General features: G+C 36.7%; 14 protein-coding genes. 4 read left to right on the forward strand and 10 right to left on the reverse strand.

What is annotated here, in order from left to right; genetic code table 11:
- Positions 1 to 253 precede the first annotated feature (253 nt).
- Positions 254 to 3,499, reverse strand: coding sequence for a PAS domain S-box protein (locus AAEY93_RS03370; protein ID WP_351074968.1), 3,246 nt, complete (start codon positions 3,497 to 3,499; stop codon positions 254 to 256).
- A 1,005-nt stretch (positions 3,500 to 4,504) separates the two neighbouring features.
- On the opposite strand from AAEY93_RS03370, the gene AAEY93_RS03375 reads away from it, so the two are divergent.
- The 3 genes from AAEY93_RS03375 to AAEY93_RS03385 are packed head-to-tail and all read left to right on the forward strand — an operon-like array spanning position 4,505 to position 7,209.
- Positions 4,505 to 5,107 carry a hypothetical protein gene (locus AAEY93_RS03375; RefSeq protein ID WP_351074970.1) on the forward strand — a complete coding sequence of 201 codons (603 nt, stop codon included), beginning with the start codon at positions 4,505 to 4,507 and terminating at the stop codon, positions 5,105 to 5,107.
- A 17-nt stretch (positions 5,108 to 5,124) separates the two neighbouring features.
- Positions 5,125 to 5,295 carry a hypothetical protein gene (locus tag AAEY93_RS03380; RefSeq protein WP_351074972.1) on the forward strand — a complete coding sequence of 57 codons (171 nt, stop codon included), beginning with the start codon at positions 5,125 to 5,127 and terminating at the stop codon, positions 5,293 to 5,295.
- 42 nt (positions 5,296 to 5,337) lie between these two features.
- Positions 5,338 to 7,209: a DNA phosphorothioation-associated putative methyltransferase gene (locus AAEY93_RS03385; RefSeq protein ID WP_351074974.1), complete on the forward strand. Its 1,872-nt coding sequence runs from the start codon at positions 5,338 to 5,340 to the stop codon at positions 7,207 to 7,209.
- Positions 7,210 to 7,314: 105 nt separating this feature from the next.
- Here the strand turns inward: AAEY93_RS03385 and AAEY93_RS03390 are convergent, their stop codons facing one another.
- Positions 7,315 to 7,644 (reverse strand): hypothetical protein, encoded by a 330-nt coding sequence (locus AAEY93_RS03390; protein WP_351074976.1) that lies wholly within the window; start codon positions 7,642 to 7,644, stop codon positions 7,315 to 7,317.
- A gap of 198 nt (positions 7,645 to 7,842) precedes the next feature.
- Between AAEY93_RS03390 and AAEY93_RS03395 the strand changes: the two genes are divergently transcribed.
- Positions 7,843 to 8,010, forward strand: coding sequence for a hypothetical protein (locus AAEY93_RS03395; protein WP_351074978.1), 168 nt, complete (start codon positions 7,843 to 7,845; stop codon positions 8,008 to 8,010).
- A gap of 6 nt (positions 8,011 to 8,016) precedes the next feature.
- Here AAEY93_RS03395 and AAEY93_RS03400 read toward each other — a convergent pair whose 3' ends face one another.
- The 8 genes from AAEY93_RS03400 to AAEY93_RS03435 all read right to left on the reverse strand — a co-directional run bounded on the left by AAEY93_RS03400 (position 8,017) and on the right by AAEY93_RS03435 (position 18,110).
- Positions 8,017 to 8,343, reverse strand: coding sequence for a hypothetical protein (locus AAEY93_RS03400; protein ID WP_351074980.1), 327 nt, complete (start codon positions 8,341 to 8,343; stop codon positions 8,017 to 8,019).
- 216 nt (positions 8,344 to 8,559) lie between these two features.
- On the reverse strand, positions 8,560 to 8,952 hold the full coding sequence (locus AAEY93_RS03405) for a hypothetical protein (protein ID WP_351074982.1): 393 nt from the start codon (positions 8,950 to 8,952) through the stop codon (positions 8,560 to 8,562).
- 55 nt (positions 8,953 to 9,007) lie between these two features.
- The gene (locus tag AAEY93_RS03410) at positions 9,008 to 10,009 is read right to left on the reverse strand and encodes a hypothetical protein (RefSeq protein WP_351074984.1); all 1,002 of its coding nucleotides are present in this window, start codon (positions 10,007 to 10,009) and stop codon (positions 9,008 to 9,010) included.
- A 5-nt stretch (positions 10,010 to 10,014) separates the two neighbouring features.
- Positions 10,015 to 11,835, reverse strand: a complete 1,821-nt coding sequence (locus tag AAEY93_RS03415) for an ATP-binding protein (RefSeq protein WP_351074986.1) — start codon at positions 11,833 to 11,835, stop codon at positions 10,015 to 10,017.
- Positions 11,836 to 13,506 (reverse strand): DEAD/DEAH box helicase, encoded by a 1,671-nt coding sequence (locus tag AAEY93_RS03420; protein ID WP_351074988.1) that lies wholly within the window; start codon positions 13,504 to 13,506, stop codon positions 11,836 to 11,838.
- 224 nt (positions 13,507 to 13,730) lie between these two features.
- The gene (locus AAEY93_RS03425) at positions 13,731 to 14,657 is read right to left on the reverse strand and encodes a phospholipase D family protein (RefSeq protein ID WP_351074990.1); all 927 of its coding nucleotides are present in this window, start codon (positions 14,655 to 14,657) and stop codon (positions 13,731 to 13,733) included.
- Positions 14,657 to 16,465, reverse strand: a complete 1,809-nt coding sequence (locus AAEY93_RS03430; RefSeq protein ID WP_351074992.1) for an ATP-binding protein — start codon at positions 16,463 to 16,465, stop codon at positions 14,657 to 14,659. Before AAEY93_RS03430 ends, AAEY93_RS03425 begins: the two co-directional genes overlap by 1 nt.
- Positions 16,458 to 18,110: a DEAD/DEAH box helicase gene (locus AAEY93_RS03435; protein ID WP_351074994.1), complete on the reverse strand. Its 1,653-nt coding sequence runs from the start codon at positions 18,108 to 18,110 to the stop codon at positions 16,458 to 16,460. The genes AAEY93_RS03430 and AAEY93_RS03435 overlap by 8 nt, the downstream gene beginning before the upstream one ends.
- Between the last annotated feature and the right edge of the window lie 65 nt (positions 18,111 to 18,175).

Consider the following 18,175-nt stretch of genomic DNA (forward strand, 5'->3'; position numbering starts at 1 on the left):
CGTCCCTAAACGAGTAAACCCCCTTTAGTTTTTTATCTTGTCTACTGTCTGTTTAATCGTGTTTTTTGGTCATCGGAAGTTGTGGTCAGTGCCCCAGGCAACAATATGTCAATCTACGCCGAGAAGCGAAGACAGTATAGGGGCATTTACTCGTGGTTTTACCTGATACAGTGCTGTTTCTGCACGGTATCAAGTCCAAAATGTCCTGATTGTTATCTCATAATTCGCACTGATCCACACTAATTTGCGGAGACTAATTTGCGGAGACTAATTTAGGCTGGCAAAACTGTCGCCACGCAACATCTGGCTGCCAGTTTGCCGCCCACAGAGGAATATCTTTAGCCATCATCGGCCTCGCAATCCCATACCCCTGCGCCAATTCACAGCCTAATTGCAATAGCGCAACACCATGGGCGATGGTTTCTACTCCCTCGGCAATAACGTCACGCTTAAATGTCTTGGCCAATACCACCACGCTCTCTACAATCGACAAGTCGTCGGAGTCAATCAACATATCTCGCACAAAGGTCTGGTCTATCTTAATCAAACTCGCGGGCAAACGCCTGAGGTGACTCAATGAAGAGTAACCCGTACCAAAATCATCTAATGCAAAATTAACCCCCAGCTTAATACAGGCGAGCATGGTCTCAGAAACCTGCAACAAATCACCTATCGCACTCGTTTCAAGGACTTCTAATTCTAAAGCGCTAGGATCAACCTCGGGGAATGCGGCCAATAACTCAGCCAAACGAGTGGCAAAATCATCACTCTGTAATTGAATTGCGCTAATGTTGACACTGACAGGGATACCCAAGCCCAGCGTTTGCCACGCCTTAATTTGGCTCAGTGCGGTACCAATGACCCATTCGCCTAGCGCAATACTGAGAACATGCTCCTCAATGACAGGCAAAAACTCATTAGGGCCGATTAAACCACGCTCGGGGCATTGCCAACGAATTAACGCTTCAACGCCAATCATTTCCCCTGTTTTCATATTGACCTTAGGTTGGTAATAAAGTAAAAACTCACTCCCGTCCAAGGCCTTACGTATGCGTTCCAACGCTTCATGCTGATTTACCATTGCGGTATCATGTGCAGAATCAAACAAGCGATAGCGGTTCTTACCCTGTTGCTTTGCAACATACATGGCTTGATCGGCATGGCGTATAAGTTGATCTGCATCGACGCCATCTTGTGGATAAATTGAGACACCAATACTGGCAGATACTTCCAACCTAACGCCCCCCACCACCACAGGATCCGATGCAGCCAGCAATAGTCGTTCTAAGATAGGCTCACAATCCGCCATTGTTTGTATATTTTCTATCACAGCGACAAACTCATCCCCGCCTATGCGAGCCAGCGTATCTTCATTACGTAGGGCTTCCTTCATGCGAGATGAGACCACAATTAATAATTCATCACCAACGATATGACCGTAGATATCATTAATTTTTTTGAATCTATCCAAATCAACAAAGGCGACCACTAATAATGACTGTTGACGTTGGCTGTGCTTCATGGATTGGGTTAGACGGTCTGCCAATAATGTACGATTAGGTAAGCTTGTTAACATATCATAGTGAGCAATACGTTCTAATTGTCCCTGATGCTCTTTAATCGCAGTAATATCGGTGAATAGGGCAACGTAGTTTTGCACCACGCCAATATCATCGAGTACCGAGCTTATGGTAAGTATTTGTGGATAAACCTCACCATTCTTACGCTTGTTCCAGACCTCCCCCGTCCAATAGCCTTTTTGTTGCAACGTGGCCCACATCTCTTTATAGAACTCTGGTAAATGAAGTCCCGATTTAAGCATTCGCGGATTTAGTCCTATCACATCACCACGTGAGTAGCCGGTGATAGCACTAAAAGCATCATTAACGTTTATGATGACACCGTTGGTATCGGTGATGGTGATCCCTTCTTTGGCGTAGGTAAATACGCTGGCAGCAAGTTTGCGTACGTCTTCTGATTGCTTACTCTTAGTGATGTCTTGATGTGTGCCGGACATTCGCATGGGCTTGCCGTCGGTTGTCCACTCAACTACCCGTCCATGATCGAGGATCCAAACCCAGCTACCGTTTTTGTGCTGCATCCGAAACTCACATTCTAAAGATTCAGTCTCACTCCTGAAACAACGCGTTAGCAATTGATTTGTATCATTTGCATCATCGGGATGTAGTAGTTTTTTCCAGGTTTCGATGCTAATGGGTTCAAGCTCTTTAAGGCAGTAGCCCAACATCTCGGCCCAACGTTCGTTCAATATAATGTTACCCGTTAGTACATTCCATTCCCAGGTACCGATGTTGGCGCCCCAAATCACTTCAGCATAACGTTGGCTTTGCTCCCTAAATTTCTTCTCGGTCTCTTCCAAAGCTATTTGGGTGCGCTTATTTTCGGTAACATCTTGGATTAATGACATCACCCCAATAACGTCACCGCGGTCACCGACAATTGGTGTATTGTGCCATTCACAGATAATGCTCCGACCATTTTTTGTCATGTTTTCATTGATGTTTATTGAATAATCATTGTTTTCTGACAATGACTTACAGACATTTTTGATATCGTTTCTATTTTTTTCAGGCACCAATAAATCTAATAGCGAACGCCCCCTAGCTTCATCGGCAGAGTAGCCGAATATGGCTTCGGCTGATTTATTCAACTCAATACATTTTGAGTGTTGATCCCATGAAATGTACCCGAGCGGAGTATTTTGAACATGGTGGGACAGTATCGCCTCACTCGCCTGTAATTTCATCGCGGTCTTGTTGCGGTCGGTGACATCCCGAATGAAGCCCATATAGCCCTGAATTTGGCCATCAACATCTTTAATCATAATTCGACTAGTTTCGCCAACAACGATCCCGCCGTCCTTGTGGCGGTAGTTGGCTTCATAAGGTTTGAGTTTCTCTCCAGCGGCGAGATTAAAATACATTCGACCTTGTCGCTCATATTCTTCATTGCTGGCATAAATAATCGATGTGGTATTCCCAACAAGCTCATCAGAGCGATACCCTAACAAGAGTTCCATTCCCTGATTTATCGATATAATTCGGCGGTCTGGGTCCGCAAAAATAAAGCCGTCGGTTACACAATTAGAAATTGAGGTAAACAACCTTTCGTTATTAACGGATGCTGTTTTCGCTTTCTCAAGAGCGCGCAAGGTTTCTTCGCGTTCACCCAGCTCGCTTGGTAACCAACGCTTGAGGAGAAGCCAGATGACCAGCAAGCCAGCAGCAACATTGATTAATTGGGGAATAATGAGCCAAGAGGGTTGCGACAACAGCTCGTTGATAGCTTTTGGGATCAGCCCGTACAGTGAGGTAAAATACAACCCCAAATAGACACTTTCAATGATGGCCCTGACGGCATCAATGCCAAGGATAATAAGGAGAACGGCGACCGTTCCGCCAACAGCTCCATCAAGGGTTGTTAATTGTCTATGTTTTAGCAGACAAATGCCGACAATAACCAACCATAAGGTGGTCAATATCCAATATGATATCGGTGTGATAAGGTCAAAAATATCAATTTCCTCTAATCTAATTGACTTGCAGGCAATCAGACTAAGAACGGTTAAGAAAGATAAAAAAGCGCATCACAGAGGCGCGCTTCATTATCAATAAAACATAGTTAAATCGTAAATTGATCAACCAATTCTTTTAGCTGCTCTGACAAAAGTGCTATTTCACTAGCAGAGGCTCTGGTTTGATTTGCAGCAACCGCATTTAGGAGGGCAAAAACAATAAGAAACTTAAGCTTATTGCTATGCCTAATCGTAAATCCTTTAACATATATTCGCTTAACATCAATACATTGAAAATTATCGATTCATTTTTACTGAACATCGTATTGAATAATTACCAACAAACTCAGTGTGTTACTATATCACTTTGCTTGTGGTGTCTTATTGAGTTTGATCACATTGCATGATCGCGATGCTTACATTATGCGTGCTATTTAGTTTTTATCACTTATTGAATAATGTTGAAAAAGTTTATTTTTGATAACAGAAATGATTATCACAATCGTATCCTCCGCGGGCAGCACATGTAAATCGATACACCTTAGAGCTCGTAACAAATAACGGTTTATCATCTTGCGTTAAGGTGAAATAATCTGAAATCTCCATAACAATTGAACTAAAAACCCAATCGCGACCGGATCAATTATCAACACCCACTATTAACAACTAGCAACAACTATCATCAACCCAATAGGTTGTCCTCTAACGCTTTAGCGCTAAGCCTTTTATGTTCAAAAGTGAGTTTGGACACCTCATTCTTTTACTGATCACATCGATAAATCCGTTACGAGCCTTTATTCAGCGTTTTTCAGACTTATAGCATTTACCGATGGCAGCCGAACACTGTTGATTATGTTCATTCTCAATCACAATTTCATAGATTTATCATCGTGATTAGCAGTTCAATCTAGTCAGCGTAATCAATACACGGTATTGTTACCCCAATTGAACACAGATAATGGATGATGATTGTTTACCTATAATATCAATGGCAAAGCGAGCCGCTATTTTACCTACGCAGCGTTAATAAACTGCGGTTCAACGGCTATCGAACATCAAATTGAAAATCTGCCATTGCAACCCGACACTTGGCGCGCCCTCAGTTTATTAGCCACCCAAATACTTGACCCCATCGTCGATCAATTCGGGCCAATAGCGCTCACTTATGGTTTTTGTTCGCCAGAGCTGGTGAGAAAAATTGCTAAAAATCGCAATCCTCATATTGCGCCAAAGCTTGATCAACATTGCTCCCATGAACTCAATCAAAATAAAAAAATTATCTGCGACCGTTTAGGCGCAGCATGCGACTTCACCCTGCTCGACAGCCATAACGAGAACAATGACGGCAAACAAGTCGATATGCAGCAAGTCGCAATGTGGATTTGTGAAAATATTAAGTTTGATCGCCTATATTACTATGGCAAAGACCGATCTTTGCACATCAGCATTGGGCCAAAAATGAACCAGTTTATTCAAACAATGAAAACCAACGCCGACACCGGACATCGAGTACCGTCTAAAAAAGGACGTGGAGAAGTGGCTATAAAGGTAATTCAGCAAGTCGATTATTAACAGCAAAACGAGGCATCATGGATAAACCTCAAACAGAAACAGACCAGACGTCGCAATGGTTAAACAGTAAAGACACCATGCGACAGCTAAAAATATCCTCTTGTCATTTAATGCATATGCGCCAAGCAGGAAAAATTAAGTACAAAAAACAAGGCAACCGTTTTTGGTACTTAATTGAACAAAAGTAAATGTCGTTGAGATTTATCACCTAAACGAAACGGAAATACATTATGGATGCAGTTTTATTTAAAAAGCTTGTGACAACAATGCCGTTAGGTAAAAAATTACCCGACGCGCATTATTTACACCAAGACGGATTCGCTGAAATAGATAAACAACTCAGTGGTTTTATTATTGCCGTCAGTAATGCATTAAAAATTTCTGTAGACGAATGGCAAGTGATCAAGCTCAGTAAAAATGAATTTAAATTATCACTCTTGTCATACCCTACTTTTTTTACCGAAGCCTACCCTGCACTCACGCAAAGCGTTACCGTTGATTTAAGTAAGCTTGAACATCGCATCACTCAATACTTGTCCAGCGACAATCCACCCATTCTGCATCGTAAAGAAACCATGTTGCCAAGCTCTCATCCTTGTTATCAAGAATTTGTCGCCATAACACAAGAAGGCGAAAATGCAGGCTTGTATACCAAAAGTCGCATGATAGGCTTTAAACAGTCATGGGAAAAAATAATCCAACAGCACGGTTACGAACTCGTTGATGGACGGCTTTTTAGAAGTTCTAGTTTTACAACTGAAAACAATGACGACAGTAATATCGACCGACATAAAACCGCATTGGTGCGGCATGATCTAAGCTCACCCATGAAGCATCTTGCAAAACAAAGTTACTTAAATGGTGATTACAGTGTATTTGATTATGGATGTGGCCGAGGTGATGATTTAAGAGAGCTACAAGCCCACGGTTTAGAAGCATTAGGCTGGGACCCTAATTTTTGCCCAGACTCAGACAAAGTTGAGTCCGACATTGTTAACATTGGCTTTGTCATTAACGTCATCGAAGACGCAATAGAAAGAACCGAAGCAATACGAGGCGCTTGGCATCTGTCTAGAAAGTTGTTGGTAGTGTCAGCCATGCTGGCAAACGACAGCTTTATCAGTCAATTTACCCCCTATAAAGACGGTGTCATTACCTCACGTAATACGTTTCAAAAATATTATGCTCAGGCCGAGCTCAAAGGTTATATCGAACGCACGTTAGACGAAAATGCTATCGCTGTTGCGCCGGGCATTTATTATATTTTCCGTGACAAAATTGAAGAACAACGCTTTTTAGCTAAGCGGCATCAACGCCATCACCAATGGCACCAAATAACCACACCGACACCAACAAGCGAAGAACAAGCTCGGTTATTGTTCACTCAACACCAAACATTGTTAACCGCTTTTTGGGACAGATGTTTAGAGCTTGGCCGCATACCAGTAGATGACGAGTTTGCCGAATCTGCCAACATTAAAATGCATTTCGGTAATGCTAAAAGAGCCTTTAAATTACTTATACAAGTGCAAGGCGGATCCGCCGAACTCGAATTTGAACAAGCCATAGCCTTAAGGCGTGAAGACTTACTGGTATACTTTGCATTGAGTCAGTTCGAACAACACAAAGGTTACAGTCGATTACCCGACGAGCAAAAACGCGACATCAAAATCTTTTTTGATACTTACAAAGTAGCCATCAGCGAAGCCAAAGTATTATTATTTGCCATCGCAGACACCCAACTTATTGAACAAGCTTGTAACGACGCACACGACAACAAACTGCCCGCAAGTAAACTCAATAGCGGCCACTCACTAGAATTCCATAAAAAATACTTAAGTTACCTACCTGCACTACTGCGTGTTTATGTTGGCGCTGCAGTACAACTGTATGGCGAACTAGATGAGATAGATTTGGTTAAAATCCACATCACATCAGGTAAAGTCAGCTTTATGGGATACGACAACTTCGACACCAGCCCATTACCCACCTTACGCGAACGCATTAAGGTTAAGATGTGGCAGCTCGATGTCGACTTTTTTGATTATGTTGAAGTAAATAAACGGCCGGTGTTGATGGATAAAGAGCAATATTATAAATAAAGCATTGTAAAATATAATAAATCAGATGTAAGGAAGCGCGTCGAAAGCCAAATTATTTTAGATTTAAAATAATTTGGCTTAAATCACAGTTAATAAGACTGTAGATTATCCGAGTGCAACCCATTCATCATTGCCTACACCCGTTAGAATACCTTTTAGCATTATCTCTACTTCAGATTCATTAATGTGTTGTCGGCTAGCTACATTGTAACGGTCTTGAAAGTAATCAATACCTTTAGGAGTTAACTGATAGCCACCCTCAACAAGTTTAACTCGATTGTTGTCTAGGTGTGTTTTAAAATTACCTAGAAATTTTTTCAGTGGATATACTTGTCCCTTATCCATCTTAGTTGCTTTAAGTACAGCAGCCATATATGTCCATAATGCCTTTCCACTTGGTGTCTTACTGAGCTTGTATAATTGAGCAGATGACATAATAATTCCTTTTAATTGAAGGTATAATTCTATTTTTTTATTAATAGTAAAAACTAAATTTTAGCAAAAAAATTATTATTACCATACTACTTAACAAAAAAACGGTAGAAATTAAATTGCAAATCGACTACCTGTAGCATTACAGCGTTTCTATGTGGGCGCAAATGTGAATAGTATGGCGAACTCGATGAATTCGATTTGGTTAAAATCCATATCACCTCAGGTAAAGTCAGCTTTATGGGATACGATAATTTCGACACAAGCCCACTACCCACCTTACGAGAACGCATTAAGGTTAAGATGTGGCATCTTAATGTCGACTTTTTTGATTATATAGAAGTGGATAAAGCCGGTGTTGCTGGATAAAAGGACTTACTTTGTCCCAAGCATTATTTCGTTTGCCCAAACCATAGGAATATCTTGATTTTTCAAAAGGTCAAAGCTTCTAATAAAATAATCCATTTTGTTTAATACTTCAACAGAAATATCTGTTGCACCTACAATTATCTTTTGAATAAAAGCATCTGTATGAGTATCAAAAGGTATTTGAAATATCGCCTCTAAATTACCTTGTCTAATGAGTGACAAACCATTATGGGTAAATTTTGCACTTCCTGAATAAATAACATCAGTATCTATTTGGTAAAATTTTGCATGGAGATTACTAAGTGCTTTAACCTTTACTTCATGCTCTAGCAATAATCTTAAAGTATTGATGTTACTAGACCCAGAAATAAAGTCAGAAGGTGTAAACCTACCAACTAGAACTTTTTTACCTGTTTAGCTTTACTACTCTCAACTAATAGTTCGCAAGCATTTAATGTGACATATGCAGAAACAATTTTTATAGTGACCTTTGCATTAGTAAAATCAAGTCCTAATTGTCTTGAAAAGATTCATTTGTAAAAAGCAATTTTAATTCCCTCCAAGAAGTAAATCTTCTAAGTACTCACTCCATCTAGAAAAGAAAAGCTTATCTTGTTGCCTAACTTTATCCGATATGTTGATATGTGATAAATGACAAATTGAGCCAATCATCATGTTAAATGCTACCTTGACTTCTGTTGATGAGTTTTTATATAAATGCTGATAAAAAACATGTGATCTATTTATTGTGATTATTAATTTATCATTAAATAATTCAAAGTCAAAAGCATCAAAAGTATTAATATTTTTTACCTGTATCTCAAATTGGTTTTTGCTAAAGATAGCTTCAATAGTTGTAGAACTAGAGTTTAGTGCTGCATTACCACTATTGATATTATTATCTTGTTTTTGAACAATTGTTGCTGGCTCATTTTTTTTCACATTAACTGACGAATCATTAATAACTTTTGAAATTGTAGGTGTAAAATTATTACAACTATTTAATGCACCAGTTTTTTTTCTCTACTACTTTTAATGCACTATCAAGTTTACGCTTAAAATCAAGTAAACGTTCTATGTCTTCCTGATTAAACATTTTCAAATTTAACAAAGTGAAATAACTAAGATCAACAATATCATTTACAACCAAAACTCTATCATAAAAAGACTGCAATAGTTGCAAAGCCTTTTGGAGTTCACTTGGCATTTTAAACTTATCTATACTTGTCATTTTATTAAAAGAATTATTTAATACTTTATCTCTACCTTGACGATGGCATCCACTGTTCACAGCAGGAGATGCCAAAACACTATCTTTAATATGTTTTTCTAATGATGTGATCTCTTCAAAACCGTATAACATAGGAGTTAATAATAAATTAACACCCTCCTTTAAATAATCTGACCTTATTCCTTTTAATCGACCATTTGTTTGTTCCAACTTATTTTTTATTAGAGTTTCAACAATATTCCTATCACGCTTTATTTTACCAAGTTGTTCATTTGGTGAATTAAAAAATATTAATTTAAAATTATCATCATGATTATTAATAATTTTAAAACCATTTTCTAAAACTTTTAGCTCATCTAATAACCCATCTATTAAATCCATACCTATTACAGGTTCACAAGATAGTTCAAAAGCCATAAATCTCTCATCAAAATCGACAAGATTTAGGTTATGGGAAAAACCATTTGTTAAATAATCAGGCAGAGGCTCATTGATCATTGACATGCCATCATCATCAATTCTGATGCAAGTTAAGTGTGCATTTTTAAACCAAATAGTAATTTTTTTTATTTTAAAATATCTACATGAATCAAAAGGCGTTCCTTTTAGTGACAAATAAATCTGCTCAAAAGAAATATTAACATCTATTCCTTTTTGTATTAATAAATAAATTTTATTTGTAAACTTAAAGTTATCAAAATAAAATAAGGGACAAGCTGATAGCCCCTTATTACATAGAACATTAATTATATGATTAAGTTGAAACATAATTATTATAACTCATCAAACATATCTTCAATAATCGCACTCCAATCAGCTCTAGCTTTCTCTAACTGTCGTTTCCTTGTGTCGACTAAAGTTTCATCTTCCAGACGCGCCCATGCTCCAAGCATAACTTTAAATAATAATTTGTCTTTGTCTTCCATATTAGAAATAAAATCTTTATATACTTGGTGTTCTGTATTAATAACTAAGACCGTAATCCCTTGCAAATTTTCAACTTCAAAAAATGAGTGATCCGATGTTTGTGAATATTTAACACTGATTCTTGATTTTAATGCTTGCAGTTTATCTTTTTCGTATTTAGCTTCTTCAATATTATAACCATACTTATCTACTAATGCTTTTTCATATTCTTCATAATTAGCATCTTGAGACATAGTACGACCAGTGTTGACTTCATCCCTCTTAGCAAAGCCAGCATTAACAACTATACCCACTTTATCATCGTCAGTAGTTTCAATTAGTTTCGAGTTCTTCTTTGTTACATTCAATCCATTTAGCTTCTTTCGTAGATTATCTATTGCCGTTATAATCTTTTTTGATATGCTGACTAAAATTGCAGTATCATCTTCACCTGTACTTTTTAAATAATCTAATATTTCAGGGATATTTTCTAGCTTTTTTCCACTACCATCATAAAAATCATTATTTGAATAATCTTTTAAATTATGAGCATGCTGTTTATTATTTGTCACACCAAAAACTTCATCTAAAGATGGTGGTATATCAATTTCTAAACCTATCCACCTTTCTTTTTCTGCACCTTTTCTTTTATCGAAAAATTGATTAGTTATTAACTCTAACTCTCTACCTGAGCGCATAACAGACAAACCAAGATTTGCTTCACAATGTTTACCCCACTTACTATGACCAGCAGAACGTGAATCTTCAGACAAAATCTTTTCAATTAACTCTTGTCTAGCAATAGATGAACGAATACTTACAGTATGAATTTTATTATTGTATTCAATCTCTATTGTGAAATTTTCAGACTCCTCAAACAAAGTTGGAGACTCATCAGGATGTAAACCTGGGAGTTCATGCAATGAAGTTTCAGCTGTAAGATACAGAGGATCATTTGCTCTTATGAAACCATCATTAGACTGCCTTATAAAACTATTATTGTTGGAAAATAATGCATTATTTTTTTTGTTGCCATTTAAATCACAAACTTTAAATTGCACTGTACATTTACCGTCGGAAATAAATCGTCGATACATTCTACCTATTTGAAACTCGGATTTTTCAAATAAAGTTACTGATCGTTTCCACTTTAACTTATCTAAATTTGACCAGAGAACAATAGTGCCTGATTCCGGTAATATCCCATCAAAAGCAGCATCTAAAAGCTTCATTGAAATCTTTTTTTCTTGGGGTTCTGGCAAATCTCTATAAGTACCATCTATAATCTCTTGGACATCTAAGTAACTATAATTTACTTCAGCATTAACTTGCCAACTCCATACTTCAACCCTTTTACATTGTGAGACTGAAGCATTGGGTAATCCCATACCAAACTTACCCATTCCCGACGCATCTTCATTAAGTACATTGCCATCGATATCTTTATCACGACCAGACTCACCAAAACCCAGAGCTGAAGCTAATAACTCTCGACTCATTCCGGAACCATTATCGATTATAGCTATCTCTTGAACATTTCGGTTAGAACCTTCAAAAAGTAATACTTCAGCTTTATTAGCACCAGCCTGTATTGAGTTATCAACAAGTTCAGCTATTGCGTAAGCCGTATCTTTATAACCGTTAGAACGTGCTGAAATAATGTACTGTTTAGGATTAACTAATGACATTTAAATATCCTTATTATTTTTTTTCGTTTCAAGTTCTGTCCACATCTCATTCCAATGTTTAAAAGCTAAGTTAACATTGTTAAAGTCTGATATCTCATCAATAACTGTATAAATTTTTGCTTTCTTGGGCGTTTGATCAGTATTACCGCGTATTGCTCGACCAATCATTTGTAAATATAAAACTAATGATTCCGTTGGTCTCGCTATCACTGCTACATTCGTTTGCGGGGCATCAAAACCTGTTGTTAACATTTCAACATTAACTAGTACATTTAAATCTCCAAATTTATAAGAGTTTATAATTTGCTCTTTTTCTTCTTGAGAAGTGTACTTACTATCGACTGATGCGGCCTTGACTCCAAGACAACATAATGCAAATGCTAAATTTCTCGCATGTTCAATATCACATGCGAATAAAATAACTTTAGCTTTATTTTTCTTTACTTCTTTTGAAACTGTTTTTAAAATCTTTGAGTTACGATTCTTTGAATTACTTAATTTAGAAAAAATTTCGCGATCAGTTATTGGTTCTGTATTTAAAGAGTCATATAAATCTATGTCGTCATAAGTTAACTCAATAAACTCAGGGTCAGCTAGATAGTTTTTATTAATTAGATATTCCATGGGTTGTGCAGGGGCAACATCCATAGTGATCTTATTATTACCGAACATTTCAGCAAGCGCTTGATTTTGTGGATCTAACTCAGGCTTATCATCTTTATAGACTCGTCCGGGTGTTGCTGTTAAGCCAATAAGCTTTGCATTAGGTGAATTTAGCAAAAATCTATCAACTAACTCTTTATACGTGGATGCTAGAGCACGATGTGCCTCATCAAAAATAACAAACGTTATTCGCTTATCGAACAAAGATACTGAATTACATGTTTCATTTTTATAATAAGAATGTAACTTTTGTACACCACCGACTATGAAGCCCCTGTGTAAACAATTTAGAGAAAATGTATTATTTTTATAGAATAAGCCACGTAAAATCTCTCTATTCCCTAGATAAGTCCAAGCTTTTTCAAACTCTTCAGCTGCTTGTTCACACAAAATATCTGAATTAGCTAACCAAAGTACCAATGCATCAGGTTTGGTCATTAAGTGCCTACAAACAATATGCATAGCTGTTCTTGTTTTACCTGCACCTGTAGGTAAGTGAATTACCGCACGATTATTTTCGCCTAACTCTATAGATTTAAATGTTTTTTCTGATATTTCCACCTGGTAGGGATATAAACCATACTGTGGTTTAATAGATATTTGACCACGATATTGGTCTTTATAATTAGATGTCTGGTCATCGTGACTAAATAAACCTATCACTTCTAAAAAATGAGCATAAAATCGATCCGCATATTCTTTTAAACCTGCATAATGTTCTGCATCAATATCTTCGCGTGTTAAAATCTCACCGTTAATTTTATCAAATATTTCAATTATATACTTTATCGATATCCTATCTATGAAAAAATCACGTTTTTCTTTATCTGTAAATAATGCTGCAGGATTAGCGTTTGTTATTGCTTCGGCAAGTAAATCATGTTGACTATTTTCCTCATAGAAATCAGGAGTGATATTAAGTGTTTGTTCAAAAAATGTTAAAGATTCTTGACCTGCGAGTTTTTTCAACGCACTAAGTTTAAATTGACTAAGTATAGCTTTAAGCATAATGTCTTCCTATTTTTGCTTATCATCGATATAAATAAGCATTACATCTCCATTTGTATGCTTATCAATTATTACATAAGCATGTTATAGCTTGAGCAGTTCCGAATATTTTAGGTATTAACATTTAGAAATTAATCTCAAGAAGTGAATTACTTACAATTTCACTCAACCCTGACTCACCGGACCTTTCCAACAACTCTTCTACTGTTACCATTGCGGATTCTCTATAGTTCATTCTTAAATTTAATTACTTCGCTTCTATTACCTGGTACATATACTTCAACCTCATCAGTTGCATAAAGCTTTAAATATAAATAAAGGTTAATTTGTAAGTTTTTTACTTCTTGTCTGTATGGCCCTGGATCATCAGCTAGCACATCATGAAGGAGGCTTGATATTTGTCCAAACCCTAAATCTCGATCACTTTTGTTGTTTTTGATTTGTTTTTTTATCCACTGATAAGCTTTGCTTTGTTTGAATATTTTTTCCGCATCAGCATAGTTATCTTTTATATTTTCGATTTGAGCGAAAGAAAGTGATGGATTTAGCATGTATTCGTTAACCATTTTACCTGGTTGGCCTAACGGAAAATCTGATACAAATAACTCAGAAGAATTAGATAAAATTTCTTCTGGCCAGAGTACTGGTAATTGCTGATCTGTGTTCGAATTTAATTCCTTTAAAAAAGCATCCATTCTATCTAGTGTAACCAAAGTTAATGGAATTGCAGATTCAGCTATTTTAGTAATAAATATTTTTGATGCTTCACTAGCCTCAACACGGCTACAAGATTCTAGATTACTATTATTAACAATAGCTAAACCTTTCCCTGTTAAATTTGCACTACCATTGAATATTATCTCTTGATCAATTTGATAAATTTTCGCATGTAAATTGGATAAAGCTTTTACACTAAAACCATTATTAATACATTCGCGTAGTGCATTTATGTCACTTGCACCTTGAGCAAAATCATTAGGAGTAAAGCGGCCAATTAGTTCGACTTTCGGTTTGTTATGATAAGTCAAACGGCTCAACCAGCTTGTAGCTGGTTGAGTCATAAATGCTGAAATAATTGTGAGCTCTTTGCAATTAGGTAGAAGACGCTCTAACTGCATTGTAAGATCACTATTTGAGATCAAATTAGACATTAGAAATCATCCGTATTTTCATCTGATGGTTCTTCTAAAAACTCACTAATAACTAAACCCCATTCACGCCTAATCGAGTTCAAATAATTATGACGTTTCTCATCAGTAGTTTCATTCATAACACGGGCGAAACCTGCGATTGTTGTTTGCAATACCTCAAGCTCATCAGGACCTAATTTAGTAACTAATTTTTTATAAAAAACATGATTTGTATTAAGTAATACGAGAGTTAAACCTTTACTTGTTGATACATCAAAAAAAGCTTCTGAATCACGTGCGACATCTTCAATAAGAAATCGGTTTCCTGTCAGAATTAATCTTTCGGCTTTTTCCTCTGCTTCTTCTTGAGTCATACCACCAGTTGTTTTCAAGTGCTCTACAACATCTTCTTTATTCAATTCAATTTCTGAATTTTCATTTGTTTTATGTCCGGTTCTTTCGCGTACTGCAGAGCCTTGAGTAGCCTTCGACGCTGCACCTTCTGATACCGTTTTTGGATCATCGCCCTTCGTTGCTTTGCCTTCTACATTAATTGATTCAAGTGCTTTGGTTAGAGCGGACACTTGTTTTTTTATTACTGTAACAACTTTTAGTACCTGTAAAAGTGAATCTGAATTCTCTTCTAGATCACGCAAGTATTCTTGTTCAGAATCAAATCCCGCTTGACTAGAAATTGTTTTCATTTCATAAGGAATTAGTCTTACAGCATCTTGTTTGTTGTTAGTTACACCAAAAACAGAATCTAAATTAGGAGGAAAAGACACTTCTATGCCAATAAATCTACCTTTGCTTTCGCGCAATGCTGACGTTAAAAATGAGTCTCGAATAACAAGTTCTCTATTAGCTCTTACAATTGAAACACCGACATTTTTACTACAATGTTTCCCCCAAACAGTCCCACCAAGTTTACCTACAGTCTCTTTCAAAATGTAATTGGAGATATTTCTTTTTACCATAGATGTTGTAATCGTAACGTCATCACGTTTAGGATCTCCATTATCATCTAAATACTCAACGGAGATAATCTCCTGGTCCATTTGTTCAAAAAAAGCTTCATTTTTATAATGGCCAGGCAATTCAGATAGTGAAGTATTTTTCTTGAGGTACATAGGATCATTTGCTTTAAAAGTATCACGATCCCATACATCCAATCTATCAATACCTGCTTTTCTATATGTAATGCTTTCAATCTTAATATTTTCATCACTTATGAAATTACGATACATACGGCCAACAAGGTGCTCACAATGGCGATAAATTGATTTACCTGTTTTCCAGCTTAATCGATCAAGTTTAGACCAAATAATTAATGTACCAGAATCAGGTCTTTTACTAAAAAAAGCTTTTTCATATTGAATTGGGATTGCTAATTCTTTTGGTTCTGGAATGGTTTCAAGTGAACCACTTTTCATCTCGTCAACATCAAGATAGGTATAATGTGGATTGCCACCACCTTGCCAACTCCATACCTCAACTCGTTTGCACTGAGAGATAGAAGAATTCGGTAGACCCATACCAAATTTTCCCATACCAGCACTATCTTTTCTATGACTTCCACCACCGAATTGCATTGCAATTCGAAGGGTGTCAATATCCATGCCAACACCATTATCCCATAGCGAGATTTCTGTGACACTATAGTTCTTACGTTCACTATGCTGAGTTTCAATAAATCCTACTTCAACTCTTGTAGCCGTCGCCTGCAAACTATTATCGATTAATTCGGCAAGTGCATAAGCTGTATTGTTGTATCCGTTGTCCCGTAAAGACTCAATCACGGTTTCTGCACTTAAAAATCTATTACTCATCTTGTTCTTCCTTATCTACCCACATATCGTTCCAATAGCTAAACGCAATACTTACGCTTTGGAATTCTGGGATATTGTCCATGACTGTATAAATGTTGCACTCTTTATTGCCACCACTTTTATACCCCCTCATGGCACGTCCCGCCATTTGAAGATATTGAACAAGAGAGTTCATAGGCTTAGCTATAATAGTAACGTTTGTCTTTGGTGCATCAAAACCAGCAGTTAATACATTAAAGTTAACAAGCACCTGAATAGCACCACTTTTATATTGTTGAATTTTTGCTCGTCGACTTTCTGTTGTGTCATTTTTACTGTCTATTGAAGCAGCCTTCACGCCTTTGTAGGCAAGAGCTGACGCAAGATTGATGCCATGCTCCACGGTGCATGCAAAGACTATTATTTGTGCACCATTATTACATTCGTCAATTATGGTTTGAATAATTTGTCTATTACGACTCATGTTATTTGCTAGTGTTTTCATGGTTTCAATACCGCCAGCATCTCTTAATTCATAAGCAGAGATAGCTGATGAATCATAATTTAGTGATTTAAAATTGGCTTTGGCTAAATAACCTTTATCGACTAAATAATCAATAGGTGACAAATATCCTGAAATTCTCATTGAAACTTTATTATTATTAAAAAAATTTGATAAACGTTCGTCTTCCTCCGATAGGCCATCGGCAGAATAACTACGTCCTGGTGTAGCTGTTAATCCTAATAAGTTTGCATGGAAGTTTTCATCACCAATAAAATCATCTACCACTTCTTGAAACTTTGGGGCTATGGCCTTATGTGCTTCATCAAAAATTACCAAGGTCACCTTTTTACATAATTCTTTGTATAATAGTTTTAACTGTCGAGAGTCGTTTTTTCGTAAACTTAAAAACTTGTGCAGTCCAGCCACAACAAAGCCTGAATCAATACCTCCTAAACTTTCATCGGAATTGGAATAAAATCCATATAACGTCGTAGCTCTATTCCCAAGAGATTGCCATGCCGTTGAAAATTCAGCATAAGCTTGTGAACAAAGCTCTTCTCTATCAGCTAACCATAAAACAACATGTTTATTAGATTGCCGTAAGTGTTCAGCAGCAATATTCATTGCCGTTCTTGTTTTTCCTGAACCCGTAGGCAAATGAAGAAGAACGCGTTTATGATTGTTATCAAACTCATTAAGCACTTGATTTGATATGTCTTGTTGATAGGGATATAGAGGATAATTGGGTTCTATTCGAGAAATATTTGTGAAATCTACATTTTGTTGAAGTCGACTCTGATAAACGTCAGACAAGCCAATTTTTTGGGCGAATTCAAATTGGTTTTGTTCAGCCCAGCTAATCGCTGCATCATAGTATTTAGGTGTTATTTGAGTAGGTGTGACATTAAAATCTGGGAATAAATCTAGTAATAAATTGGGGGATAACCTCTCAATCAATTTTTTACGCAGCTTATCATCAAAAACAAAATCGATTTGCTTTACATTTGCAACTACTGTAGCAAGACTTTTTTTATTGTAATTTGCATTTTCATTTATCTGGTTGTCTATCTCATCTAAATCAAGCGCAAATCGAATCGACTCTTTAGGCAAAAAACTTAACAGTTCGTCTTCTGAAAAGTTTGATAAAATCTTACTTAGCATTACAATCCTTTATTCTTCGGCAGCTAGCTGCTAAATCAATTCCTTGTCGATTAAAACAAGATCCC

The organism is Shewanella sp. CAL98-MNA-CIBAN-0140 (assembly GCF_040309905.1).
Classification (GTDB): Bacteria; Pseudomonadota; Gammaproteobacteria; order Enterobacterales; family Shewanellaceae; genus Shewanella; species Shewanella psychromarinicola.

Bases quoted from the DNA above. Each gene is read 5' to 3' on its own strand.
- AAEY93_RS03420 (WP_351074988.1), bottom strand. From the start codon at position 13,506: ATGCTTAAAGCTATACTTAGTCAATTTAAACTTAGTGCGTTGAAAAAA.
- AAEY93_RS03435 (WP_351074994.1), bottom strand. From the start codon at position 18,110: ATGCTAAGTAAGATTTTATCAAACTTTTCAGAAGACGAACTGTTAAGT.
- AAEY93_RS03385 (WP_351074974.1), top strand. From the start codon at position 5,338: ATGGATGCAGTTTTATTTAAAAAGCTTGTGACAACAATGCCGTTAGGT.
- AAEY93_RS03390 (WP_351074976.1), bottom strand. From the start codon at position 7,644: ATGTCATCTGCTCAATTATACAAGCTCAGTAAGACACCAAGTGGAAAG.
- AAEY93_RS03380 (WP_351074972.1), top strand. From the start codon at position 5,125: ATGGATAAACCTCAAACAGAAACAGACCAGACGTCGCAATGGTTAAAC.
- AAEY93_RS03430 (WP_351074992.1), bottom strand. From the start codon at position 16,465: ATGAGTAATAGATTTTTAAGTGCAGAAACCGTGATTGAGTCTTTACGG.
- AAEY93_RS03415 (WP_351074986.1), bottom strand. From the start codon at position 11,835: ATGTCATTAGTTAATCCTAAACAGTACATTATTTCAGCACGTTCTAAC.
- AAEY93_RS03410 (WP_351074984.1), bottom strand. From the start codon at position 10,009: ATGTTTCAACTTAATCATATAATTAATGTTCTATGTAATAAGGGGCTA.
- AAEY93_RS03425 (WP_351074990.1), bottom strand. From the start codon at position 14,657: ATGTCTAATTTGATCTCAAATAGTGATCTTACAATGCAGTTAGAGCGT.